The organism is Shewanella atlantica (assembly GCF_003966265.1).
In the GTDB taxonomy this organism is placed as follows: domain Bacteria; phylum Pseudomonadota; class Gammaproteobacteria; order Enterobacterales; family Shewanellaceae; genus Shewanella; species Shewanella atlantica.
Map to the genome: position 1 here is coordinate 209,267 of NZ_RXNV01000005.1, position 25,102 is coordinate 234,368.

The 25,102-nt window shown below is 48.9% G+C and carries 21 protein-coding genes; 9 read left to right on the top strand and 12 right to left on the bottom strand.

Translation table 11 applies throughout. The features are described from left to right. Positions 1-210 precede the first annotated feature (210 nt). Entirely contained in the window at positions 211-2,598 is a 2,388-nt protein-coding gene (locus EKG39_RS13430; RefSeq protein ID WP_126506254.1) for a bifunctional aspartate kinase/homoserine dehydrogenase II, read from the bottom strand. 9 nt (positions 2,599-2,607) lie between these two features. Then, positions 2,608-3,774, bottom strand: a complete 1,167-nt coding sequence (gene metB, locus EKG39_RS13435) for a cystathionine gamma-synthase (RefSeq protein WP_126506255.1) — start codon at positions 3,772-3,774, stop codon at positions 2,608-2,610. Positions 3,775-4,007: 233 nt separating this feature from the next. Here metB and metJ point away from each other — a divergent pair, with 233 nt between their 5' ends. Both metJ and EKG39_RS13445 read left to right on the top strand, forming a co-directional pair. Next, positions 4,008-4,322 (top strand): met regulon transcriptional regulator MetJ, encoded by a 315-nt coding sequence (gene metJ / locus EKG39_RS13440; protein WP_012144376.1) that lies wholly within the window; start codon positions 4,008-4,010, stop codon positions 4,320-4,322. A 135-nt stretch (positions 4,323-4,457) separates the two neighbouring features. Further along, positions 4,458-5,192 carry a sulfite exporter TauE/SafE family protein gene (locus tag EKG39_RS13445; protein WP_126506256.1) on the top strand — a complete coding sequence of 245 codons (735 nt, stop codon included), beginning with the start codon at positions 4,458-4,460 and terminating at the stop codon, positions 5,190-5,192. A gap of 170 nt (positions 5,193-5,362) precedes the next feature. On the opposite strand, the gene EKG39_RS13450 is transcribed toward EKG39_RS13445, so the two are convergent. The 7 genes from EKG39_RS13450 to norV all read right to left on the bottom strand — a co-directional run bounded on the left by EKG39_RS13450 (position 5,363) and on the right by norV (position 14,192). Next, positions 5,363-6,556: a conjugal transfer protein TraF gene (locus EKG39_RS13450; protein ID WP_126506257.1), complete on the bottom strand. Its 1,194-nt coding sequence runs from the start codon at positions 6,554-6,556 to the stop codon at positions 5,363-5,365. A 433-nt stretch (positions 6,557-6,989) separates the two neighbouring features. Continuing rightward, on the bottom strand, positions 6,990-7,931 hold the full coding sequence (gene nrfD, locus EKG39_RS13455; RefSeq protein WP_126506258.1) for an NrfD/PsrC family molybdoenzyme membrane anchor subunit: 942 nt from the start codon (positions 7,929-7,931) through the stop codon (positions 6,990-6,992). Further along, on the bottom strand, positions 7,928-8,500 hold the full coding sequence (locus tag EKG39_RS13460) for a 4Fe-4S dicluster domain-containing protein (protein ID WP_126506259.1): 573 nt from the start codon (positions 8,498-8,500) through the stop codon (positions 7,928-7,930). The genes nrfD and EKG39_RS13460 overlap by 4 nt, the downstream gene beginning before the upstream one ends. A gap of 12 nt (positions 8,501-8,512) precedes the next feature. Next, positions 8,513-10,795 (bottom strand): thiosulfate reductase PhsA, encoded by a 2,283-nt coding sequence (gene phsA / locus EKG39_RS13465; protein WP_126506260.1) that lies wholly within the window; start codon positions 10,793-10,795, stop codon positions 8,513-8,515. Between the two features lie 342 nt (positions 10,796-11,137). Further along, complete coding sequence (locus EKG39_RS13470; protein ID WP_126506261.1) at positions 11,138-11,476, bottom strand: TehB family protein; 339 nt, start codon at positions 11,474-11,476, stop codon at positions 11,138-11,140. Positions 11,477-11,553: 77 nt separating this feature from the next. Beyond that, positions 11,554-12,699: an NADH:flavorubredoxin reductase NorW gene (norW, locus tag EKG39_RS13475; RefSeq protein WP_126506262.1), complete on the bottom strand. Its 1,146-nt coding sequence runs from the start codon at positions 12,697-12,699 to the stop codon at positions 11,554-11,556. Beyond that, positions 12,696-14,192, bottom strand: coding sequence for an anaerobic nitric oxide reductase flavorubredoxin (gene norV / locus EKG39_RS13480; RefSeq protein ID WP_126506263.1), 1,497 nt, complete (start codon positions 14,190-14,192; stop codon positions 12,696-12,698). Before norV ends, norW begins: the two co-directional genes overlap by 4 nt. Before the next feature lie 377 nt (positions 14,193-14,569). Between norV and EKG39_RS13485 the strand changes: the two genes are divergently transcribed. After that, positions 14,570-14,773, top strand: a complete 204-nt coding sequence (locus EKG39_RS13485; RefSeq protein ID WP_126506264.1) for a hypothetical protein — start codon at positions 14,570-14,572, stop codon at positions 14,771-14,773. Here the strand turns inward: EKG39_RS13485 and EKG39_RS13490 are convergent. Continuing rightward, positions 14,754-15,656, bottom strand: coding sequence for a LysR family transcriptional regulator (locus tag EKG39_RS13490; RefSeq protein ID WP_126506265.1), 903 nt, complete (start codon positions 15,654-15,656; stop codon positions 14,754-14,756). The genes EKG39_RS13485 and EKG39_RS13490 overlap by 20 nt on opposite strands. A 300-nt stretch (positions 15,657-15,956) precedes the next feature. Between EKG39_RS13490 and EKG39_RS13495 the strand changes: the two genes are divergently transcribed. The 5 genes from EKG39_RS13495 to EKG39_RS13515 all read left to right on the top strand — a co-directional run bounded on the left by EKG39_RS13495 (position 15,957) and on the right by EKG39_RS13515 (position 22,330). Next, a complete protein-coding gene (locus tag EKG39_RS13495; RefSeq protein ID WP_126506266.1) occupies positions 15,957-16,676 on the top strand; it encodes an SDR family oxidoreductase in 720 nt (239 codons plus the stop codon). Positions 16,677-17,157: 481 nt separating this feature from the next. Then, complete coding sequence (locus EKG39_RS13500; protein WP_126506267.1) at positions 17,158-17,487, top strand: c-type cytochrome; 330 nt, start codon at positions 17,158-17,160, stop codon at positions 17,485-17,487. Between the two features lie 212 nt (positions 17,488-17,699). After that, positions 17,700-19,412 (top strand): DUF3373 domain-containing protein, encoded by a 1,713-nt coding sequence (locus EKG39_RS13505; RefSeq protein ID WP_126506268.1) that lies wholly within the window; start codon positions 17,700-17,702, stop codon positions 19,410-19,412. 45 nt (positions 19,413-19,457) lie between these two features. Then, positions 19,458-20,861, top strand: coding sequence for a tetrathionate reductase family octaheme c-type cytochrome (locus EKG39_RS13510; protein ID WP_126506269.1), 1,404 nt, complete (start codon positions 19,458-19,460; stop codon positions 20,859-20,861). A gap of 287 nt (positions 20,862-21,148) precedes the next feature. Then, entirely contained in the window at positions 21,149-22,330 is a 1,182-nt protein-coding gene (locus EKG39_RS13515; protein WP_126506270.1) for a putative sulfate/molybdate transporter, read from the top strand. A 147-nt stretch (positions 22,331-22,477) separates the two neighbouring features. Here EKG39_RS13515 and EKG39_RS13520 read toward each other — a convergent pair whose 3' ends face one another. Next, positions 22,478-23,584, bottom strand: a complete 1,107-nt coding sequence (locus tag EKG39_RS13520) for an alkene reductase (RefSeq protein ID WP_126506271.1) — start codon at positions 23,582-23,584, stop codon at positions 22,478-22,480. A gap of 131 nt (positions 23,585-23,715) precedes the next feature. On the opposite strand from EKG39_RS13520, the gene EKG39_RS13525 reads away from it, so the two are divergent. Next, complete coding sequence (locus EKG39_RS13525; RefSeq protein WP_126506272.1) at positions 23,716-24,630, top strand: LysR family transcriptional regulator; 915 nt, start codon at positions 23,716-23,718, stop codon at positions 24,628-24,630. A 60-nt stretch (positions 24,631-24,690) separates the two neighbouring features. On the opposite strand, the gene EKG39_RS13530 is transcribed toward EKG39_RS13525, so the two are convergent. After that, entirely contained in the window at positions 24,691-25,056 is a 366-nt protein-coding gene (locus EKG39_RS13530; RefSeq protein ID WP_126506273.1) for a hypothetical protein, read from the bottom strand. Between the last annotated feature and the right edge of the window lie 46 nt (positions 25,057-25,102).

Genomic DNA, 25,102 nt, shown 5'->3' on the forward strand with positions numbered 1-25,102 from the left:
CGAAGCGAAGCATCCTCGAAGCGTAGCGCCCTCGAAGCGTAGCGCCCTCGAAGCGTAGCGCCCTCGAAGCGTAGCGCCCTCGAAGCGTAGCGCCCTCGAAGCGAAGCGCCCTCGAAGCGAAGCGCCCTCGAAGCGAAGCGCCCTCGAAGCGAAGCATCCTCGAAGCGTAGCGCCCTCGAAGCGAAGCGCCCTCGAAGCGAAGCGCCCTTTTTACTCCTGTAAAAGGTCCCTGCAGATCTGTGCCAGATCCGATTGCACCGCTGCAGCCGTGACTTCACGCCCGGCTCCGGGCCCCCTGATAATTAGAGGATTGTCCTGATAGAAGGCACTGCGGATCACAAAGACATTATCGCCCGGAGTCAGATTGGCATAGGCATGGTCTCTATCGACCCACTGGATACCGACAGACGCCTTTAACTGCCCCTCAATCAGATCCAATCCGGCCACATAACGCAGCACCTTATCCTGCTCCGCCGCAGTCTGAAACTGCTGCAGCATCTCACCATCGAGCTCGGTAATGCGTCCGAGGAATTGTTCCAGTGAGATATCGGCTAATGACGCCGGAACTAAGGAGTTGAGTTCAATATCTTCAAGCTCTATCTCATGGCCAATCTCGCGAGCCAGAATTAGCAACTTACGTTGCATATCACGGCCGGAAAGGTCATCACGGGGATCGGGCTCGGTGATACCTAAGCCTTTGGCTTCCAGTACTAACTCAGAGAAGGGTTTATTGGCATCGTAATTTTCAAACAACCAGCAAAGGGTTCCTGAAAAGATCCCCCCAACAGCCTCGATACTATCGCCGCTGTTGTGTAGATCGTTCAACGCGTGCTGTACCGGTAACCCCGCACCACAGCTGGCGTTATAACGCCAAAATAGCCTGCGATTACCCAGTTGCTGCTTAAGCTCACGATAGAAAGCCAGCGGGCCGGAGCCTGCCAGCTTGTTTGCACTTACCACGTGAATACCACGGGCAAAAAATTCAGGGTACTGTAGCGTCAGTTCGGCACTCGCACTGATATCCAGTGCGACAATTTCATCACAATCCAGTGCTTGCAGCTGTTCAAACAGATGATCATAAAGCCAAGGAGTCGCTTGCTGTTCAAACTCTTGCTTCCAGGAGGCTAAACCTATCCCCTCCTCTTTCAACAAGGCTTTCTTTGAACTCAATAGGCCGACCAGTTCCACACTGGCTTCCAACTCTTTATTCAGGGACGTACGCGCACGAGTAAACAGATCGACCCATGCCTCTCCGATATTTCCCACACCCAGCAAGAGCACACCAATACGTTTACGTGGACCGGCACAACGACGGTGCACTTTCTGAGTTAACAGGTTCACTTGCGTAGAGGGCACCAGTGTCACCAGACTCAAGCCGTCATTAAATAGAGGCCTGGCATCACGACTCAACAGACGGGCAAAGCCACGGCGATAGAGCTCGGCATCCGCGCTGACGAGGGCGACCAGACCAAGATCTTCACGTAGTAGCAAATCCGATACCCCCGGGACTTCAGATTCGAGGATAGCTCGCACCTGCTGCTGATTCTCATGGGTAAATGCCAGCTCAACCCGGCCATGGGCAAGCTTCCAATGAGCCAAGGGGGTCAGTCCAGACGCTGCCAATAATTCGGCTAAGTTGGAGATCTCGGTAGTGATTCTAAAGTTAAATAGCGACACACTGGTCAGGTTGGTCACCACTGGCGCACTGGCCGAAGAACTCTTGGGCGCAATCAGGGTAAAGTCGGTATGGGATGCATAACTCGAACGTACCGCTAAGCTGACTTCGGTATCGAAAAGAGGTTGCAGAGATCGATTATGCAGTACCGGCGAGCCCAGATGAGCGAGGCGGTTTGCCTCATCCAGGGAGAGGCTTTTCAGCAATTTAGCATCGTTGATCTTATTGGGATCGGCATTGAATACCCCTTCGACATCAGTCCAGATGGTCACCCGTTCGATGGAGGCCAGACTGGCGATAAGGGTGGCGCTATAATCGGATCCATTACGTCCCAGCAACAGAGTTTCACCTCGACTATTGGCACAGATGAACCCCGTGATAATTAATCTTTCATTGGGATGGTCGTTAAGTACTTGCCGAACTCGCTGACGGGACTCGACTAGCATTACCTGCGGCACGCCACCTTCGTCGGCCAATAGTAACGTTCTGGCATCGACATCACTCGCCGCAACACCGGACTCTCTGAGCAAGGCCGCCAGCAGGCGCGCGGACCAGCGCTCACCGAAGCTCACCACTTCGCTGCGTTCGTGCTCCTTCAGTTCATCCTGTGAAAACAGGCTGATAAGCTGGTATTTATCGATCGACAAACGTTCTCTTAAGCTTCTCGCCTGCTCATTTGAGAGCAGCTGCTCGATCAGGTTTTGTTGAAAGCTAATCAAGACCTGCAGCTCTTCCTGCCAGGGCTGAGCCGTATTTTTTAACTCTAATAATTTATAAAGAAAGTTGGTGCTCTTACCTGCGGCGGAGACTACGACAAGATCGTCGCTATTGCCGTGCGTGAGAAGGATATGAGCCACACGACGGTAACAATCGGCATCCGCCAGACTGGAACCACCAAATTTATGCAAATGACAACGCGCCATTTCAAACTCCTATTTAGTAACGGCCAATGCCGCAGCAAGTCCAGCCTGTATATCAGCAACTAAATCATCTGCATCTTCAATTCCTACAGAAAGACGGATAAGGGTATCTTTCACCCCGGCTTCGGCTCGAGCCTCAGGCTCCATTGCTCTATGGGTCATTGTCGCAGGAACCGCGACTAAACTCTCTACCCCACCTAAACTTTCTGCGACGGAGAACACGCTAAGTTTCCCGAGGAAGGCCACTAATTCGGCTTCCCCCCCCTTTAGTTCGAAACTTAACATTGCGCCGAAGCCTTTTTGTTGTTTCGCGGCGATCTCATGACCAGGATGATCTTTTAATCCCGGATAATATACTTTTTCGACAGCACTACTCGCTGTCAGCGTATCCAGTACTCTTTGGGCGTTCGCCTGATGCTCTCGAATGCGTACTGCAAGAGTACGAATACCGCGCAATGTCAGGTAGCTATCGAACGCCGAGCCGGTCAAGCCTAAGGTATTTGACCACCAGTGCAGTAACTCCCCTAACTCCTCGTCTTTAGCCACCACGGCGCCGCCAACCACATCACTGTGTCCGTTGATGTATTTGGTCGTAGAGTGAATCACGATATCCGCCCCGAGCAGCAGTGGTTGTTGCAAGATAGGAGAAAGGAAAGTGTTGTCTACCACAACGAGAGCCCCGACGGCATGACTCGCTGTCGCGATAGCCTCGATATCAACCACGCGCAACAGTGGGTTCGAAGGTGTCTCAAGCCAGACCATCTTAGGCTGCTGCGCTATGGCATCCTTCAGGGCTAATTCATCGGTCTGGTCGATAACAGCCAACTTAAACTGGCCTTTCTTCGCTAAATTGGTAAACAGACGGTAGCTACCACCATAGCAGTCATGGGGGACCACCAACAGATCATCGGGACCTAACAGACTCGTCACCAGGGTAATTGCGGCCATCCCTGTGCAGGTCACAACGCCTGTAGCCCCCTTTTCTAATCCGGCGATCGCATCACCAAGGATTGAACGGGTCGGATTACCCGAACGACTATAATCAAAATCTCTGGGATTCTTGTGTCCGTCAAAAGAGTAATTAGTAGAAAGGTAGATTGGTGGTACGACCGCACCATGCTGAGTATCGGACTCAATCCCTTGACGGACTGCAATTGTGGCTAACTTACGTTCGGTCATCTACATCTCCTAAACTATTTACTGAACATCATACTTCATTTCAATTGACACAAATAGATGTCTGGACGTCTAAATGTACCTAAGCTAAAAGCCGTCGTCAACAACTTATAGCCATTTAGACGTCCAAACATATAGAAATCTATTTGCAATTGTCGCAAATAAGAGGCAATAATTTGACTGTACAAATTAAAGGGTTAAAATCTGCCCCGAATTTTGAATTTACAGGTGAGTCAATGACTGAGTGGAATGGCGATTATATCAGCCCATATGCTGAACACGGCAAGAAGAATGAACAGGTAAAGAAGATTACCGTGTCAATTCCCTTGAAAGTGCTTAAGGTTCTGACGGATGAGCGTACTCGTCGTCAGGTCAATAACCTGCGCCACGCTACTAACAGTGAACTCCTGTGTGAAGCATTTTTACATGCCTATACCGGTCAGCCGTTACCAAATGATGAAGACCTGTCTAAAGATAAGCCAGACAGTATTCCGGCCGAGGTGAAACGTTTGATGGATGAGATGGGAATTGAGTGGGAAGATGTAGAGTAACACCAATTTCATTAAATACTTGTTCAGTCAGTTTCAGGGATCGCTATGCGATCCCTGTCTGTTTCTGTCGTTCATGATTTAAGATAGATTGCTTTTCAATAACATTACCTACAGGCTTAACCGAGAGAAGATGCAGTGCTTTCAATAATCGACCCAACCAGCTTACTCTTAGCCTCGATCATCATCTTCTTCGGTGCCCTCACCCAAAGTCTTATCGGTTTCGGTCTTGCTGTCGTGGCAACCCCCTTACTCTATCTCGTCGATCCACAACTGGTGCCGGCTCCCGTTATTTTTATGGGGTTTTCTATTTCATTGCTGACACTCTTCAGGGAACGTACCTCTCTGGAATTTAACGGGTTGCAATATGCTCTGCTCGGCCGTATTCCAGGCGGTTTTCTTGGGGCAGCCTTACTGATATTTGCCCCTCAGCCCGTTCTGGGGCTGGCAATAGCCTCAATCGTTGCCGCAGCCGTCATTCTCAGTCTGCTAAAGTTCAACTTAAAGGTTAATCGCAAAAGCTTATTTGCCGCCGGATTCGTATCAGGAATATTCGGCAACGTTGCCGCTATCGGAGGGCCACCTATGGCGATATTGCTTTCAGGCAGAGATGCAAAGCAGTTTCGGGCCGCACTCTCGGCTTTCTTTATCTTTAGCTCCACGATCGCTCTGGTGATCTTAGCCATAACCGGGTTATTGACTATCGAACACCTATGGTTGTCACTGATGTTATTGCCTGGAGTGATATTGGGCTATCTGGTCTCGGGACGCTTGGTTGGCTATATAGATAAAAATAAAACCAGAAAAATAACTCTACTACTCTGCTCTGTGAGTGCCTTGGTGTTGACCATAAAGTCGATAGCGGAACTATAGGAAGTAAAAGTAAGAAACGGTAAGCGGTAAGCGGTAAGCGGTAAGCGGTAAGCGGTAAGTAAAACAGAGTTTTGTCTGTTGTCATTCTGAATTTATTTCAGAATCCAGCAGTTTAATCTCTGACTTACAGCTTACAACTTTCTTTGCCCTATCTTTAGCTCATGACTGCTTTAAAAATGATAAGAGGTTTGCAGTACACCGCCTATCGCATCATCGCTGCCAACCATGCCAGTTAAATCCAGATAAAAAACCTGCCCAATCGCAAAGCCGGTACCTAAAGAGTAAATGTTCGAAGTATTATCCTTCATATCGTGTCGGTAACCCAGACGCAGTGCCAACCAATCCGTCGCTCTCATCTCCCCACCTAAGCGCCAGTACTGAGTCCCGCCTATCTCATCGAAACGCTTATGAGAATTAAGATCGATATCCGATGTAAATGTGAGCTTATCCCAATCATAGGCAACACCTGCGGTAAACAGGGGTTCAACCTGATAAGTGAATCTTCGTCCTTGAGCTTCAACAGTTTCCACATCTTTGCTAATTAAGTTACGACCAGATAACCCTAGAACAAGTCCCTCTACTGGCTCCATGGCCACACCAATATCCAGATTAAATGTCGTCTCATCATTTCTGTACTTAGAATCATTGAAATCACTTGAATCGAAGTTATTCGCACTCACCACATAGTTATAGGTATCTATGCGCTGAAGCTTAGGGGACACCCCAACCATAACCGGCATATTAACGATAGAAAGAGGAAAGCTTAATGCCACTCCAAAGTCAGAAACTGCACCAGCAATGACAGCGCCTTGGGAGTCCAGATCTGAAATCTCGGGGGGATTATTGGGATCAAGTGCAGTTAATTCGTCTATATCTGATTGCTCTACAACGGCGACACCAATGGCATCGATATAACTCTTATAGAAAACAGCCATTGGGACCTTTTGATTAGGGATAACCACAGAGGCCCCAATCCCGGCACTCACATAGGCAGTGTTACCTTTTAACGACTCGAGATCGCCAATCAACTCAACGCGAAAACTATCTATTGCTGCCGCGTCTCCCGCTGAAATCGCCGCATCTAAACCATCATATGAAGCCTCCAAATCATCGAACTTATCAACCATCTGATCTTTATCAGCTCCATCTGCTCCTAATACTGGCAGTAAAAGAACAAAATCATTAAATTTGGGAGCATGTAATGCAAGCAGAGCCGGGTTAATAAACGCCGCCCCTTCTCTGTTAGAAGACGCAACTCCTGCTCCGCCCATAGCATCGCTACGAGCCTCATAATACTGCTGGCCTGCTGATGCGGAGAAAGGTAATAATAAAGCACAGCACAAGGCTAATTTTGATATTTTCATCCATTCATCCCTTATCTTTATTTTAATTCTTACTGCATTGATACCCTCTATGACTTAGTGCGGTGAGCCAAAAGCCAAAAAGCATAAGACAGTCGAATTTAAAGATAGCTCAACAATTAAAATCGTGTGCGATAAACGTTAAAAAAAACAAACAAATTTAGCTAAGTTAATTGCTAAATAATTCAAATAGTATTTCACCATTTGTATCCATGAAAACTAATCGATTGAAATTAATCTTTTTTGCAAAACAGCGAAACAATTACCGGGCAGTAAAATCGAAGCGGTAAGTATCTTGGTACAAATTTAGGACATGATGATTAATAGCCAGAATTTTGCTGAGTGTGCCTTTGTGTAGAAACGGCTAATTTCTCTGTCAGTAAAAAAGCCCGGATATTACGTCCGGGCTCAGCTGATAGTGAAAACTATTCTAAAGCTAGTAAATGTAACTCTGTCCGGCGTAAAGAATGAAATGACGCAATGCCAACACTCCGGTTAACCCTGAACAAGCCACCATCAACATCGCACCTTTAGTGTGGCGTGTAGCCGTAGGCATCAGCATAGACAGCAGAGGAACGCCGAAGCCGATACCCACGACACCAATCCAGAACACCCCTGCCCACACACCTGTGGTGAGAGATGCCAGCGCCAGAGCTGCAGCCCCCCCCTTGAAGTACAAGGCGCAGAACAACATGAACAGGAACATGATCTCAGTTGCCATCACTGGTAATTCCAGGGCATGCATCCGGCTAAGCTCTTTATCATGGTTATCGACTTTGAACATCAACAGAGCAACCACAGAGTTTGCCGCCGCGCCGGCCGATAATCCCGAAACCAGGAAGAGCGCCGGCAATACAGCCGTATTGAGCATAGGGTAAGCATTCATCGCCGAGATCAAAAAGCCTGTATATGCACCGACACCGACAGCCAGTATAAACAGCATCACTTCAATCGCCTTACGCCAGCCCATCAGCATATGTGCAACCGGGCTCAGGAAGCCTAGTCCCCATTTGGGCAACTCGTCTCGCAGCACGATTAGACCATAGGCGATACCTAAGGGCGTGTAGACCAAAAGCGCCAGCACACCAAGCGCCATCACCGACTGGAAATTATAGTTGACCAGGATAACCCAGAAGTGGAAAGGCTTAGTCAAGTCGAACACCAGACATGCCAGACCTAAGCTAATCGCCACCGGACCGATAATTGCCGCCGCCTTAAGGATCGGACTCTCCGTTAGCTTATCTTTACTGTACCAGCGCATGCCTATGCCGATCAGCACGCTACCGGCCGACAGGCCTGCCATAAACAGATAAACTGCGATGACCCAGTTCCATGTGACCGGATCGTATTGCGCCATATCTCCCCATGTATTGTTCATGACTCTATCCCCCCTCTCTTAGTCGGAATACGATAGATCCTGGGCTTAGTGCCGAGGTGAATCTTATCCTGATAACTTGGCTTAGTATTGAGTAACTTGGCAACCTCACTGTCAGGCTCATTGGCATCGCCGAATGTCAACGCATCGGTCGGACAAACAGTAACGCAGGCCGGTAACTCGCCACGAGCCAATCGAGTGTCTTTACAGAAATTACACTTATCTGTTGCCTTGGTTTCCGGGTTGACGAAACGTACCTTGTAAGGACAAGCCGCCACACAATACATGCAGCCAACACACTTATCTTCCTTAATGGTAACTATGCCGTCCTCGCCAACATAGGCGGCTCCGGTCGGACAAACCTTGACACAAGGTGCATCTTCACACTGCTGACACGATACCCTGTGGTACTTAAAATGCAGGTTTGGCGCATCCCCAAATGGTCCTTCCACCCTGACTTGCAAGCGTGTCACTCCCTCAGGGGTTCCATTTTCACTGCGACACGCCACATTACAGGCCTGGCAGCCGATGCACTTGTTTTCATCGTGCACCATTACATAACGTTTATTCATAACTGCCTCCGATTAGACCTTTTCTACCTTGACACCTGTGGTGTGCAAGTTCATACCAACAACGGGAGCCGTTCTATCCGGCAACAGATTTCCGCAATGTAGTCCTTTACCTGAAGCCCTGACCAACTCCTTGTTTTTGGAACCAAATCCCATATATGCAAACACGGTATCCTGACGGATCCCCGGAGTGACCATGGCATAACTGGTTTCACTACCGACACTACTGGTCAGGCGAATAGCATCACCATGACTGATCCCCAGTCGTCCAGCTGTTAGTGGATGGATCCAGACCGCATTATCAGCCATTAGGTTGGCAAGCATAGGCACGTTGTGAGTCGCCCCATTGGTATGTACGGCAACCTTGCCCTGAATGAAGTAAAGTTCATCGGCTCGCTTAAGCTGGGCATCGCGGTAACGAATCACTCCACGTCCCGGTGCAAATGCCTCGACAGCCGCCGAGCTCAACTCAATTTTTCCGCTGGGTGTCTTAAACTTAAGTGCGCTGGCATAGGTGCCATCATCATCGGCTGTTCTGGCATTGGCATAGGTATCGATAAACTTGGACACCATGGAGGGCTCACGCAACATCAATGGCTTACCATAGCTGACATAGCCCTTCTCCCTGATGTGTCTCAATGCCTTGTCATCCCGCTTCATTTGAGCCAGTTGCAAGGTCTCCATATTCTCCCAGGGATAAAACTTACTTAAGCCCAACGCATCACCAACCTCCTTAAATATCTGCCAGGAAGGCTTGGTATTACCTATGGTTTCTACCACTCGTTGACGCAGGTAGTAGGCTGGATTCTTGCCGGATTTATCGGCTATCTCTTCATCACGTTCCAGGTAAGTAGATTCGGGCAGAATAAGATCCGCATAGGCGGCTGTCTCACTGATGTAAACATCACAGACGGCAACAAACTCCATTTTTTTGAGCGCTTCCAGCACTTTAGCTCTATCTGTCATAGTCTGCATCGGGTTAGTACGGCTCATTACCCAACCGCGTAACTGATAGGGCTTAGCCTCCAGCGTCGCGGCGAGAATGCTCTGGTAAACTCCACCATTTTTCCACACCATGGTGTACTGTTTATCCATCTGATCGATGCGTTTGGCCGTCGGCTTAGGCATGCCTTCCACGCCAGGCTTGGCTAACTTGGGCGCCACAGTTTCACCGGCAAACTTGTTATAGGTCTTAGCCTTCTTGCCCAGATATAGCCCACCTTTACGCTCGATATTACCGATAAGTACGTTGGCGGCAAAAATCGCACGGCGCATATCAAACTCTTCGGTGGTGAATGTCGCTCTGTGTCCGAAATCAACCACGGCATGAGGGGCTGCAGCGGATAACTCATGGGCGATGCGGCGGATATCTTTCGCCTTCACGTCGGTAATACCCTCGGCCCACTCAGGTGTATAGGCTTTGACTTCGGCAGCAAAGGCGTCGAAACCGACCACATAGCGCTCAACGAAGGATTGGTCATACAGCTTGTCGGTGATCAGCACATGACACAGTGCCAGCGCCACTGCCACATCGGTTCCTGGGCGCACTGCGTGCCACTCATCGGCCTTATCGGCAACCACAGAGAAGCGCGGCTCGAAGACCACCAGCTTGGCACCTCTTTCTGATTGCGCCTTCATCATGCCACGGGTCTCAGACATGTTGATGCCTTCATAGATATTGTGACCGAAGTTAATGATGTACTTAGAGTTCCCCAGATCCCGTTTCAACTTAGTTCCAAACATGGACTTGGCGGCAATCACATAGGCTCCCGGGCAAAGCGAGCCATGGGTAAAGGTATTCGGGCTGCCGAATGCCTTGGCCAGATGGAAGAAGTGACCTGAGAGCGAACCTTTCTTGGAGGAAAATGCCACAGCCTCCGGGCCATGCTCACGCTTAATCCGGTTCAGGTTAGTCGCCATCATCTCATAGGCTTCATCCCAGCTGATCTCGGCCCACTTGCCTTCACCACGCTCACCCACACGCTTAAGTGGATTGACGATCCGTTGTGGATCATAGAGCAGGCTATGACCGGCACCACCTCTGGCACACACCTTGCCACCGAAGGACTTTGCCTCCTTATTACCCGTAATAAATACATTTTTTCCATCGACCACACGCGCCGAAATCGGGCAGCGGGTAGAGCACATCTCACAGATACTGGCGACCTCCTTACCCACTCCTTGAAGTGGTGCATTTTCTAATGCTGCTAAAGATCCCGGTAGCATAGTTGCCAGAGCGCACGTTGCGCTTCCCGCCCCAGCTCCTTTTAAAAAGTTCCGCCTATCGAGCTTAATCATGGTTACCTCCATCAACTTCCAGTGGAAGATGAAATCACTCACTGTTTAACACTGTTATTAGTTTGATGCCTCTACTCGGGCCTGACAGGCCAACTCAGAAGCTTGAGACTATTGTTATCCCTTACAAAATTAAGGGATATTGTGGTAAACCACATAGGCAAGGTGAGTGTGATCTGGTGCAATGAAATCTCTATTCTACAAAATAGAAATGTGATATTTATCTAATGTACAGTTCGAATAGGGCTGAGAAACAGAGGAGAAGGGAGGTGAGAACAGGTCAAATTACATCGCCGGAATCATCCCTGATCCCGGCAATAAGTCATACTTTCTTTTGTATAAGATCTATTTCCTGGCATTAAACAGAGGGCTGTCGCCTTTATCCTCTTCGGACCAGAAATTTATGTTGAACTGCGCATCGTCTGACAGCTCGATACGGTGCCAGTATTGCGGCGGACTGGTAGCGAAACTTCCCGCTTCTATGACGACCTTCACCTCATGCTCCTTTGCATCTTCATCGGCAAAACCGAAGTAGGTAACCACCCCCTCCATGACGCACAGCTGACCAAACACCCCTTCGGCGGTATTGTGGTGGGACAAGAGGGCCGCAGGTACATTGGACTTGGTAAAAAATGGCGTCGAACGCTGTATGGTCCAATTGGCCGGAATACGTAGATGACTCATAAAAACCTCTCTTTAAACTCTATAAAAACAAATATTAATTATCAAAAACCATATATAACACATTGTTATCTGGTGTATTAAATCCTGGGCGGAAGCTCGCGCAACAGAGAAAATGCCTGCTTCATATGCCCGCCGGTAACGACGAAACCAATCAGCTTTTTCTCTTCATCGAAGGCTCTGGCCGTCATCCCCTCACTGTTTGCATTCATCTGCCAGTTTGCGTCGGCGCGGCTGGTGTTACCACTTAACTGTATGGGCAGATGTGGTGTCTTCACCTTGACCATCATAGGCGGTAGCGTCACATCGCTGTCCTGACCCAGTAAGGTTTTAGCCAGGGCATTGGCGCTCATCAATATCGGTTGCAGAAATGGCAGCAGATGCCCCTCTATTTCTGCGCAGTCCCCCAGAGCAAAAATATCTGCCGTCGAGGTTCGCAGCTGGCGATCCACCACGATACCGCGATTGGTTTTCAGACCCGCCTCAAGGGCCAGTTGAATATTGGGTTTCAGGCCCGCCGCACATACCACAGCATCGACAAAGTATTCATGTCCGTTTCTCAACCTGACTGATATATGCTCTCCACCTTGCTGCAACTGCTCGACTAGCGTCCCCAGCTCTAGTTTCACCCCTTGATTTCCCAAAGACTGAAACAGCTGCGAAGAGATAAAGCCGGGTAACAGACCGGGAAGCAATGTCTCGGCCCGGTCGGTTAATATCACGTGTCTGTCGGCGCTCGCCAGATCCATAGCGATCTCACTGCCGATAAGACCGGCTCCGATCACCAGCACAGACTTTGCCTTCGCAAGCTCCGCCTGAGCACCCCGGTACTCCTCCAAGCCGTTGAGTGTGATGATACGCTCTGCCGCGTCTCCGTCGATGGGAGGCACGAAAGCCTTGGCCCCCGTCGCCAGCACCAGCTGGCCGTAGACAATAGTCTCGCCATTGCAGCGTAATGTCTTTTGCGCCGCATCTATACTCTCGACCCGGCTATGACGCAACAGGGTTATATCATGGCTCTTGGCAAACTCATCGGCGCTCATCTTGATCAGATCTTCGGCCGATTGTCCCTTAGTGAACACATGACTCAGATCAGGTTTTGCATAGTCATCACCACTATCGGCGGTGATCACGGTGATCGCCTGCTGGCTATCTTGCCTGCGTATCGTCTTCACTAACTGATAGGACGCGAAGCCGCTGCCTATGATAACGATAGGCTGACTCATGCAGCCACCTCGTCGCTAATGGGGTCAAACACCCCCTTACCTAAGCTACAATCCGGGCAGAGGAAGGTCTCTGGCACGTCGCTCCACTCGGTTCCGGGGGCGATATCCTGATTAGGCTCGCCCAGTACCGGGTCGTAAACCCACTGACAGACGCTGCACAGCATGCTTTGTCCCGCTGCCGCATCCACACAGGCCGTTGACGCTTGGGCCTTAACATCAGACTGTGATGCCTCCTCTTCGTTCAATAGGGGCTCATTGACGGGTGCTGCCTGCTTAGTATCCACACTTTCCAGCGGATGCAGAGCCCATTGACGCGCCACCTGTTTACCGTGCTCACGACACTCCAGCAGCGCCTTACCATCCGGCTTCCACTTGGTCTTCAACCCTAACAGGGTTTCAAATCCGGCATCGGTCAGGCGAGCGTGAATGCGATCTACCGCGCCGCCGTTCCAGCCGAAGCTGCCGAAGGCGCCGGCCTTCTTGTTTTTAAAACGCAGTCCGGTGATCTCCTCCAGCATGCCGGCCACCTTCGGCATCATGACATTATTCATGGTCGATGAGCCCACCAGCACTCCCTTGGAGCGGAACAGGTTAGAGAGGATCTCATTCTTATCGTGACGGGAGACGTTAAAAATCTTCACCGCAACGCTGGGATCCACATCATGGATCCCCTGAGCGATGGCATCCGCCATCATGCGAGTATTATTAGACATGGAGTCGTAAAAGATGGTGATGCGATCCTCCTGATATTCGTCGGCCCACTCCAGATATTTGTGGATAATCTGTGTCGGATCCTCGCGCCATACCACACCATGGGCGGTGGCAATCATATCGACTGGGAGGTTGAAGCCGAGTACTTCATGGATCTTCGAGGTCACCAACGGGCTGAAGGGGGTGAGAATGTTTGCATAATAGCGCAGACACTGATCCATCAACTCAGTCTGATCCACCTCATCGTTAAACAGGCGCTCGTCGCAGTAATGCTGACCGAAGGCATCGTTACTGAACAGTACGGCATCGCCGGTCATATAGGTCATCATGCTATCGGGCCAATGCAGCATGGGAGTCTCGATGAAGACCAATTGCTTACCATTACCAATATCTAAGCTATCGCCGGTTTTGATGGTATGGAAGTTCCACTCCGGGTGGTGGTGATGTCCTGTGATAGAGTCGATGGCATTTTCGGTGCAGTAGATCGGCGTACCGGGGATCTTTGCCAACAAGACCGCCAGGGCGCCGGCGTGATCTTCTTCGGCGTGATTAATGACGATATAATCGATCTTTTTCAGATCGATCTCCAGCTCTAAGTTTTGTACGAACTCATGGCTGAACTTATGATCGACGGTATCGATCAGCACAGTTTTCTCTTCTTGGATCAGATAACTGTTATAACTGGTGCCTTTCTCAGTTTTATATTCAGTGCCGTGAAAATCACGAACTTCCCAATCACGTTGCCCGACCCACTGGATATTGTTCTTGACATGAATAGCCATTATTAAACCTCAAAAATACTAAAATTATTAAACTTAGCTTCTCTATAGCACAAGCCAGGCCAAGTTTTTAACTGACTATATTTAAAGGGTTTTGCAAATTACCCATCGACAACAAGTGTCATAAAGACAACTAGATAAACTGTAGTAATGACAGCGATAAGTCATATTGACACAGGAAATTGCAATCGGATAATAGATGTCTTAATAACAGGGGGTGGCCACAGAGGAACCGGGGGGCAGGGCCGTCTCTCACGATTTTATCACCCATAAAAATGACTCACTAATCTCCTATATGCCGATTGGTATATATGGTTTATATTCATAGATATGAACTGTATCGCTAAGCCAAAAGGTCATAACGTGAGAGAGGGGAATTTATGCATCTCATAATGAAAAGTCAGTTCGACGATCTGCGACTCAACGACGATCATGAATATTCTGCCGATGATAAAGGCGGTAAGAAGGTGGTAAAGATCTTCAAAAATGGTGAGTTGATTGCTAAGAAGATCTCGGTTAAACGTTCGGTGCAATACTTTGGCATCACAGGCGTGGAGTCGCTGCTTACTGAACATACTCCATAAAGTTTTGAGTCGCGAAGGAGACGAAGGCCTTTAGCCTGGCAGGCTGAAACCTGTCCTTGTGATAAAGCAGATAAAATGGTGTATCGGCAACCCGCCAGTCTTCAAATACTGACACCAGCTCACCATTGGCTAACTCCTGTGGGCAGTAGAGTTTAGGCAGCCTCACAATTCCGTTGCCCGCTTGCGCACTCGCCTTCATGGCGCGACCATTCTTGCACCTAAATCCCCCCTTGATGGCAACCTCGACCTTGTTCTTGGGGTTTGACTCCTGCTCGAACAACCAGTGATCGATAGAGCCTGTGATACAGAGGTGATCTTTAAGCGCTTTAGGGTGCTGAGGGTATCCGTGTCTCTCGAGATACAGAGGTGAGGCCATGGTCATATTTTCTATGCTCATCAGCTTACGGGCAACGATACCCGAATCTTCTAGATCCCCCATGCGAAACACGAGATCAAACTCATCAACCACCAGATCGACTCTCTGACTACTGAAATCGAGATTAACACTGATATCCGGATAGAGCGCGATAAAGTCATTCACCAAGGCGGTGACGATCTCCTCACCGATAACTCCTCCGACGCAGTTGATATTGATCTGCCCTTGCAGATGCCTGGCGTTATCCACTGTGCTCGCCACCGCGCTATCTATGGTTTCCAATGCGGCCTGACACTGCTCAAAAAATTGCTGTCCCTGCTCGGTTAATCGCTGGGCACGGGTCGTACGGGTGATGAGGCTCACGCCGAGAAAATGCTCTAATTGGGATAGCTGCTTAGACAGATGAGAGCGAGAGCAGCCCAGCACCTCGGCAGCCTGAGTAAAACTGCCCTGTTTGGCAATCACAGTAAAGGCGCGTATATCCGCAAGATTCAGATCGCTGTTCATCACTCGTTCCCACTGTTTATTACTAATATTAAGCACTCATGTTTAAGCACTTATGTTTAAAGATTAGTTTAAGTACTTACGTTTAAGCATTAGTTCACACAGGCAATTAGAAGCCATACGTAAACAATCATGTTCTCTGCGGATTATATATCAACAATGAGCCTGTCACTATAATGGCTCCATTAAACAGCTAGTCCTTAAACAACTAGCCATTAAACACTTATGTTCTTTAAACAAGAGCTCATCAATCAAGTTACTACTCAGTCCGGCTAACCGGCCTGAGTGAACGGGACAGAAATCATGAAACAACTTATCGTAATTACTGGTGCATCTTCGGGCATCGGCGCGGCAATGGCAAAAGCATTTAGTGCCAAGGGTCACCCATTATTGTTACTGGCACGACGTACCGAGCCTATGCAAGCACTCGAGCTTGAAAATAGCTTATGCGTCAGCGTCGATGTCACCGATGGCGAGGCAATTAAGACAGCGATCGCTTCAGCGGTTGAAAAGTTCGGCCCTGTGGGCGGCCTGATTAACAATGCAGGTGTGATGCTACTCGGTCAGGCCGATACTCAAGACCCTGCAGAGTGGGCTCAAATGCTCAACATCAACGTGATGGGGGTACTCAACGGCATCCACGCTGTACTGGCCGATATGAAGGCACGTAAAACGGGCACCATCATCAATGTCAGCTCAATTGCGGGCCGTAAAACCTTCCCCAACCATGCGGCTTACTGCGCCACTAAATTTGCGGTACATGCATTGACTGAGAATATTCGTGAAGAGGTTGCCATGGATGACGTACGTCTGGTCACCATCGCTCCCGGCGCCGTTGAGACAGCATTGCTTAGCCACACCACCAGTGAAGAAATTAAAGCCGGATATCAAGAGTGGAAAGAGTTCATGGGCGGCGTCATCGAACCAACAGCCGTAGCTGACGCAGCTCTATTTGCCTTCGAGCAACCACAGAGTGTCTGTGTTCGTGAAATAGTATTAGCGCCTACTCGCCAACAGCCTTAAAGCACTAATCCCTATATAAAATGCAATTGGCATTTTAATTAATGGAGGACGGGAACAAGTACTTTGCCCCGTCACTCCATACCTATACTCGCTATTTTTACTTCCTCCCCCCTTCCCCCTATAACCGGCTCTATTTCTGTAACCATCCCCTAACATTCGGTTATTCCATTATTGGTATAAAAAGGAATAGCAAAAGTGCATAAATGTGATCACGGATAGCTATAAATTGTTTAAAACAACGAAAACTTACTCATGTAAAAAATCAGCAACAAAACACAAGCTACTGATAATAAACAAATAAAATGCAGGCAACCGTTCAAACCATTAGATTTTTATTCATGATATTTTGTTCAATTAGATTTTTCTTGTAAAGGTGATCAACATCAAATTTACATCTACTCCTTTTTGCTAAATTTAGTAACAAGGCAGAGTCATTCTGCTAACTATAAGTAAGTCACATATTCCAGTGACTAAGGAAAAGATGATGAAACCGATAATAACAATAGGCGCATGTATCGTACTCGCATTCTCACTAAGTGCTCAGGTGTACGCAGCAGATGGTGGTAACCCTAAGAAGGGCAAGCACCTGTACAAGAAGCAATGTAAATCTTGTCACAGTAAAGGTGACACAGCCGGAGAGCTTACTCCTATGAGCAAGACCATGAGTCAATGGGACCGCTATTTTAAGCGTCTGAAACATAAAGGCGACCAAGCAGCCTTCGACGCTGTGTCTGAAAAGGATCTAAAAGATATTCAGCAGTTCCTTTACGACCACGCGGCCGACTCAGACCAACCACAAACCTGTGGTTAATCTGATTAGCACTTAACTGCTAACCAACTACTAATAAAGATAAATTCAAGAAATACGGGGCTATTCCCCAGGCCTACATTGAACCTGAATTTGTCGACAGTTAGTCAGATTTCAGTAAATAGAAGCAAGACTTAGACCTTAATTAAGACCTTAACTCATGAGTGACTCGACAAGAACAAAAACTCGATCGAGCACTCCCAAGGAGAGATGTTATGAGAACCTTAATATCACTGCTCGTTGCAAATGCACTGGCGCTATCGGGATCGGTATACGCTGGTGAAACTGAAGATCAAAAGATTGCCGACCTGAAAAAACAGCTCGAAGATATCACCAGTGAGTTGGACGATATCAACGATCGTGTCGATAACAATGAACGTCACTCGGCACTGGACAGAATTCTTATCACCGGTGATTTCCGTACCAAGGCACACTCACTCCATTATCAAAATGTCACCTGGAACCCTGCGATAAAGGTGGACTTCAACGACTTCGGCGGTAAGGCGATGTCTGGCACATTCGGTATGCCAAACGATCCTGCCTCCCCTCTGGGTAAGATGATGGCTGCCGACCCTAATTTGGCTGCGGCGTTTCAGAGCGGTCAACTTCAAGGCATCATGCCTTATGTCTTAGCACAGAAGACAACTCAGGATATTGATAACGACATATTCTACACCACCAGACTCAGACTAAATCTGAAAGCTAAAGTATGGGATAACGTCAGTTTTGCAGGACGTCTGAGTATGTTCAAAAACTGGGGCGATTCAACGGGCGTACAGGTATTCGACTCCTGGCGTTCATTCACCATGGATGGCACCAACGGCGGCAATCCAAGCGGTGACTGGTTAAGAGTAGAACGCGCCTATTTCGACTGGAAGAATATCGGTGGCTCACCACTTTACCTCTCTATCGGACGTCGCCCTTCAACCTATGGCCCGCCAACCCAGTATCGTGAAAATGAGAAACGTGGCGGAACACCTTCAGGACACTTAGTGAACTTCAACTTCGATGGTGCCACCATGGGCTATCATCTGGGTGACATCACAGGTGTAGAAGGTCAGGTCATTCGTTTCTGTTATGGTCAGGGCTTCGAATCTCAATACGGCAACGGCGAGATGTTTGGCGATATCGTCACTAAAGATACTCACCTTGGCGGCTTCAATATCGATGCGATCAACGACGGCAAGAACTTCCTCCAATTTACCCTGTTCGGCGCCAAAGATGTCAACGATGGCTTCAAAGGCACCATGGCATTCCCGACTCAACTTGCCGGTATCTTTGCTCCAACCATGTACCAGGATATGCAGAAGTTCAGCAACTTTAATTTCGAGACTCGCGTACAACCCAGTGGTGTGATTGGTGATATGTTCCTGGGCGGAATCGGTTTCGCTCGCGAAGAAGATAACGATGTGAAGTGGTTTCTCTCTGGTGGATGGACCCGCGCCGACGGTAACGGCAATGCCGGTATGTTCGGTGGCATGCTCAGTGATGCAGTATTTCAAGCTCAACTCAATGCCGATGGTAGTGAGATCATCATGATGCCAAGCGCAGCCGATGACAGTGGCGCGAAAGATGGTTACGGTTTCTATGCAGGTATTCAGATCCCGGCACCTTACGGTAAGTTCGGCCTCGAGTATAACTATGGTTCTAAATACTGGACACCATTCACACAAGCACAAGACGATCCTATCGGAAGCAAGTTAGCGACTCGCGGACACGTGGGTGAAGCCTACTACATGTTCGATATCAATCCACGCATGTTCATCAAGCTCGCCGGCCTATATTACGATTTCGAATATACCGGCAGCGGCACCCCAGTCGGAGCGCCACAAGATATTGATGAAGTTATAGCAGGCAGCGCTTACTCGATGCTACCTGTGGTCGATACCGCTTTTGACATCAACGCGTCTTTGACCGTTAACTTCTAGTCCAGCTCAACCCCCCGGCTTCGGCCGGGGTGGGAGAAAAATAATATGAAACACACTCTGATCCCTTTTGCCCTTGCGCTAGCTGGTTTGTCTCTACTCAGCAGCCCAGCGAATGCCGCCAATCAACATAAAGATTATATTGAAGGCCCTTTCACCGAAGGGACTCAAGTGACCCAGCAATGCATCGAATGCCATGAAGATCATGCCAAAGACTTTATGAAGTCGTCGCATTGGACCTGGGAACTGGAACAAGAGCTTCCGGGTCGTACGGTGAAACGTGGTAAGAAAAATAGCATCAACAACTTCTGTGTTGCCATTTCCGGTAACGAACCCAGATGTACAGGTTGCCATGCCGGTTATGGCTGGAAAGACAATAACTTCGACTTTACCGATATGACCAAGGTCGATTGTCTGGTTTGTCACGACACCACTGGCACCTATGTTAAAGATCCCCTTCGTGCCGGGGAAGTATTTAGCAGCGTCAATCTTGAAAAAGTCGCTCAGAACGTCGGTGCCCCCGTGCGTGATAACTGCGGTAGCTGCCACTTCTACGGCGGCGGCGGCGATGGTGTCAAGCATGGCGATCTGGACTCATCTATGTCCTACCCCGACAAGGCCACCGATGTGCATATGGACACCGACGGCAACGATTTTCAGTGTCAGGATTGCCACACAACCGAACAGCACCAGATCACAGGTAATGCCATGGGGGTATCACCCGGTGGTATCGACCATATCGGCTGTGAAAACTGCCACGATAGTGCGCCCCACAAGAACAAGCGCCTTAACACTCACACGGCAACGGTCGCCTGTCAGACCTGTCATATTCCGTTCTTCGCCAAAAATGAGCCAACCAAGGTAAGTTGGGATTGGTCAACTGCAGGCCAGGACAAGAAAGGTACTGTAGATGCAAACGGCAAGCATACCTACAAGAAGAAGAAGGGCAGCTTCGTCTGGGAGAAAATGATAACACCGTCTTATGCCTGGTTTAATGGCAAGGCCGATGCCTATATGCCCGGTGACAAAATGGATCCGACCAAGGTAACCAAGCTGGCCTATCCTCTGGGTGATATCAAGGATCCCAAGGCGAAGATCTATCCCTTCAAGGTCCATACGGGTAAGCAGATCTACGACAAGAAGCTGAACATCTTTGTCTCACCAAAGACATTCGGTGAAGGTGGTTACTGGACCGAGTTTGACTGGGATCTCGCCGCTAAACTAGGTATGGAAGCCAATGAAGCCATGGTAGAGAAGGGGCTTAAATACAGTGGCGAGCACGGTTTTGCCGCAACTGAGATGTGGTGGCGTATCAACCACATGGTCTCTCCTAAAGAGGAGTCGCTCAAGTGTAAGGATTGCCATAAGAAAGGCACTCGCATGAACTGGCAAGCTCTGGGTTACGACGGCGATCCAATGAAGAACAAGAAAGGAGAGAAGCACGCGAAATAGCTAAGCACAATCGAGCGTAATTAGGACATTCATCCTCCCATGAGTGTCCTATCGTCAGCCGACCGGCCCTGCAATAGGTCGGCTGACACCTCATCCCAGCCTTTAGAAATTAGCATTAGACTTTAGACATTTTCGGATAAAACATCCCTTACTTTCATGAAAATAGCCCAACTTGTCTCACAGCTTGTTTAAATAGGGTCATATTACTCCCTGAACTGCCAAAAATAACTTGAAATATTGGCATCTTACTTGCGATACAAGTGTGTTCTTTTCCTACGGCAAGTTATATGACATGTAAAACCACATTTCTTAAAAAATGTGATCAATTTTCCGGTGAGTTCAGTGGCGCATTTGCCGATCTCGGTACTTTCCTTCCGCTGGTACTGGGGCTTATCGCGCTCAATCACTTTTCGCCTCAGGGCATCTTTATGGGCTTTGGGCTCTTTGCCCTGTTTACCGCCTTTTACTACAGGCGGCCCATTCCCGTACAGCCCATGAAAGTAATAGCCGCCTTAGTGATAGCTCAAGGGCTGACTCCTGGCATGCTGCAGGCCAGTGGCATGATGATGGGCGTCATACTGCTGATATTGGCATTTAGCGGTGCCATAAACTGGATGGCCAAACAGCTCTCTCCGGCGGTGAGCATAGGCATTCAGCTCGCTATCGGCATTCAGTTGATGTGGATGGGCGCTCAGATGATGAGCCAGACCTGGATTATCGGTTTGGGGGCATTTGCTCTGCTCTTCAGCAGTCGCTTCCTCCCACTGCGCTACCTTGCCATGCCACTGGTCATTATCCTCGGCATGTTATGGCAATATAATTCGGGCTCGCTCTTGATACAAGAGACGGCACAGGTTTCTGCGCAAGCCTCGATGCAGAGCTCGATACTTAGCCAGCAGTGGAGCCTGAGCTGGCCAACCCTATCTGAGTGGTCATCGGCCGCAGTCCTGCTGGTCTTGCCTCAATTGGCACTCACCCTGACCAATGCCGTTATCGCGACATCGGCCATGGCAAAGGAGAAGTTTCCCGAGGACAAAGAGAAGTTCACCCCAAAGCGGCTGGCCACCAGCTCGGGGCTGGCTAACCTGCTGCTGACGCCTTTCGGCGCGACGGCCATGTGCCACGGCGCAGGAGGCTTAGCCGTACAACATCATTTTGGCGCCCGTGGGATCTGGGCACCGGTCATATTCGGTAGCAGCTGCCTGCTTATCGCCTTTAGCTGGGGAGAGAATGTCGCCTGGTTACTGGGCTTGATCCCACTGGCTATCTTAGGCAGCCTGCTTTCCATCGCCGGCCTGCAGCTGGCCTGGTCCAAGCGTCTGCTCGACGGCAAACCCTTCTGCATATTTGTCATCCTCTCCACCGCGGCTATCTGCTTGCTGCTCAATACGGCAGCGGGGTTAGCGGTAGGTGTGATTCTGGAGATGGGACGACGACACTGGCGGATATTTTCAGATTTAAAATCTTAAGTTAAGAGTCTCAGATTTTAGAGGTTAACATTTGTTGTTTTGTTTGACCTTAGATTGAGAGGGAAGTTGAAGCTCCTACCAATATCAGATAAGCCAAAAAGTAAATGAAATCAGCCTTCATTCGAAGGCTGAGAATCAACCCTCTATTTACAAATAGTCAGGGTAATCAATATACCCCTCAGCCCCGCCACCAAACAGCGGGCCTTTATCGAAGGCGGCTAAGGGTTTGCCGGCTTGCAAACGATAGGGAAGATCAGGATTGGCAATAAATGAGCGACCAAATGCCACCAGGTCTGCATAGCCCCTGTCGATAATCTCACTGGCCCGCTCAACATCATAACGGCCCGCCACGATAATCGTCCCTTTGAACACTTCTCTTAACTCGACACGAAATAATTGTGGGATCTGCGGGGCATCATCCCAGTCCGCTTCTGATAGATGAATATAGCCTATACCTTGCTTACCAAGCTCCTTCGCTGCCAGCAAAATGGTGTCGACTATTTCAGGGCAAGCCATATCCTTAAAGGTTACGAAGGGTGCCAGTCTTACCCCGACTTTATCCGCACCAATCACTGTACTCACTGCCGATACCACCTCCAGCAAAAAACGAATACGCTTCGGCGCTGAACCACCGTAGGCATCGTCTCGCTGATTCGAATTGGTACGTAAGAACTGATCAATCAAATAGCCATTTCCACCGTGGATCTCTACTCCATCAAAGCCGGCATCGATTGCATTTTTTGCAGCAAGAGCAAAGTCACTGACAACTCTATCAATATCAGCTTGATTCATCATTCTAGGAGTAGGGCAATCAACCATGCTTCCTTCAGGATGCTCTTCATCTACGACCCACACTTGGGTTTCAGTTGGTTTTATCGCAGAAGGCGCTATCGGTGCCTCTCCACGTTGAAACACTGGGTGCGAAACTCGGCCCACATGCCAAAGCTGATTAAAGATGGTCCCACCTTGCTGATGAACGGCAGCGGTGACTTTCTGCCAACCAGAGACTTGCTCTGGCGTATAAACGCCAGGTGTAAAAGAGTAACCTTGACTGTCATCGGAGATCTGGGTCGCCTCCGTGATAATCAAGCCGGCCGATGCACGCTGTGCATAGTAAGTAGCCATCATCTCGTTAGGGATATTGCCTGGTTGAGTGGTGCGCGAGCGGGTCATGGGCGCCATCACCATACGATTGTTTAGCATCAATTTTGACTCTTTATCAGGTGAAGATTTGTAGGGGGTAAAAAGGCTCATAACAGCTCCTCATGTTGAGTAATGTGAATAAATATTTGTTGCACCGTGATATCCGATGAAATGAGTGTATTCTTATTAATTACTTTTGATAATTAGGCTAATATTAAAATCATTTTCAAAAAATATTTGATATGTACCATCTTAAAGATCTTCAATTAGCCATACGTATCGCCGACCTACAAAGTGTGTCGGCTGCGGGCCGGGAACTCGGCATGACCCCGGCCGCGGCCAGTGCGGCTTTACAGCGGCTGGAAAAAATACTCGATTGTCAGCTGTTTGCCCGCTCCACCCGAAAGATGCAACTCACCGAGGAGGGGCATCTGTTTATCGAAACGGGCCGCAAGGCACTACATCTACTCAACGGCGCAGAGAATGCCTTAGCCGATAATCGGGGCGAACTGAAGGGTGAGGTACGTATTGCCCTTCCCTCCGACTTGGGAAGAAACATCGTCAGAGAGTGGCTGGATGAGTTCGCGCAGAGTGCGCCGGGGATAAAATTAAACCTCTATATAGGTGATCAGATGACAGATCTAATCAGCCAGAATGTTCATCTTGCTCTGCGCTACGGACATCTTGAAGACTCAAACCTGATGAGGCGACAACTTGCCATGATGCCACGCGTCGCGGTTGCCTCCCCCGACTATATAGATCACCATGGTGTGCCTACTCACCCCAAAGAGCTCACCAACCATAAGATACTGCTGCTCCATCGAGGCGGCGAGCCTTGGCACAAATGGCTATTTAGCCACAAGGGAGCTCAATACGAGATTGAGGTTAGCGCAAGCAGGAGTTGTAATGATGGCGCCATTATCAAAGACTGGGCACTGGCAGGAAAAGGGATCGCTTATAAGAGCTGGTTTGATGTCGCAAAAGAGGTCCATCAGAGGCGTTTAAGCGTACTGTTTAGGGATCAACTGGCCGACAGTATTCCGCTGCAACTGGTTTACCTGCAGACAGATTATCCTAGCCATAAGGTCCGCACCGTCATCGACTTCCTCAAGCAAAAATCCCAAGAATTTGAAGGGGCCTATCCTCTGTTTACGTAAGCCCCTATTCACTTCTCCGGGGAAAAACACCATTTAGCTAGAAGAAGGAGTTTCGACAGGTCATGCGGTTGCAGGTTCATCCTGCACCTTAAGCCAGAACTCCTCCTGACAGCCGTTATAAAACGTTTTTCTGAAAGGTTTAATCTCTTGCCCGGCAAAATCGAGTACTTCATAGCTGATCCAGCACTCTTCACACAGCAATTCAGAGGGGGCACTGTCCTGTTCGATCTTATGCCGAACTACGACGCCGTTATTATAGTGATAGGTGGCCTCATATTCACTCACCTCGACAACACCGCCTCCTCCTCCGTCGACACCGGCATCGAGATAAGTATCTGACTTAGTTTCTTTACTGACGATATGAACCAGCTCATCGGCTGATTCTGGACTGTGAATAGCCTTAATGTAGGTAAACAAAGTATTCATATTCTTCTTAATATTATTGTGAACGTAAAATGCAAAAAGTCTTCGG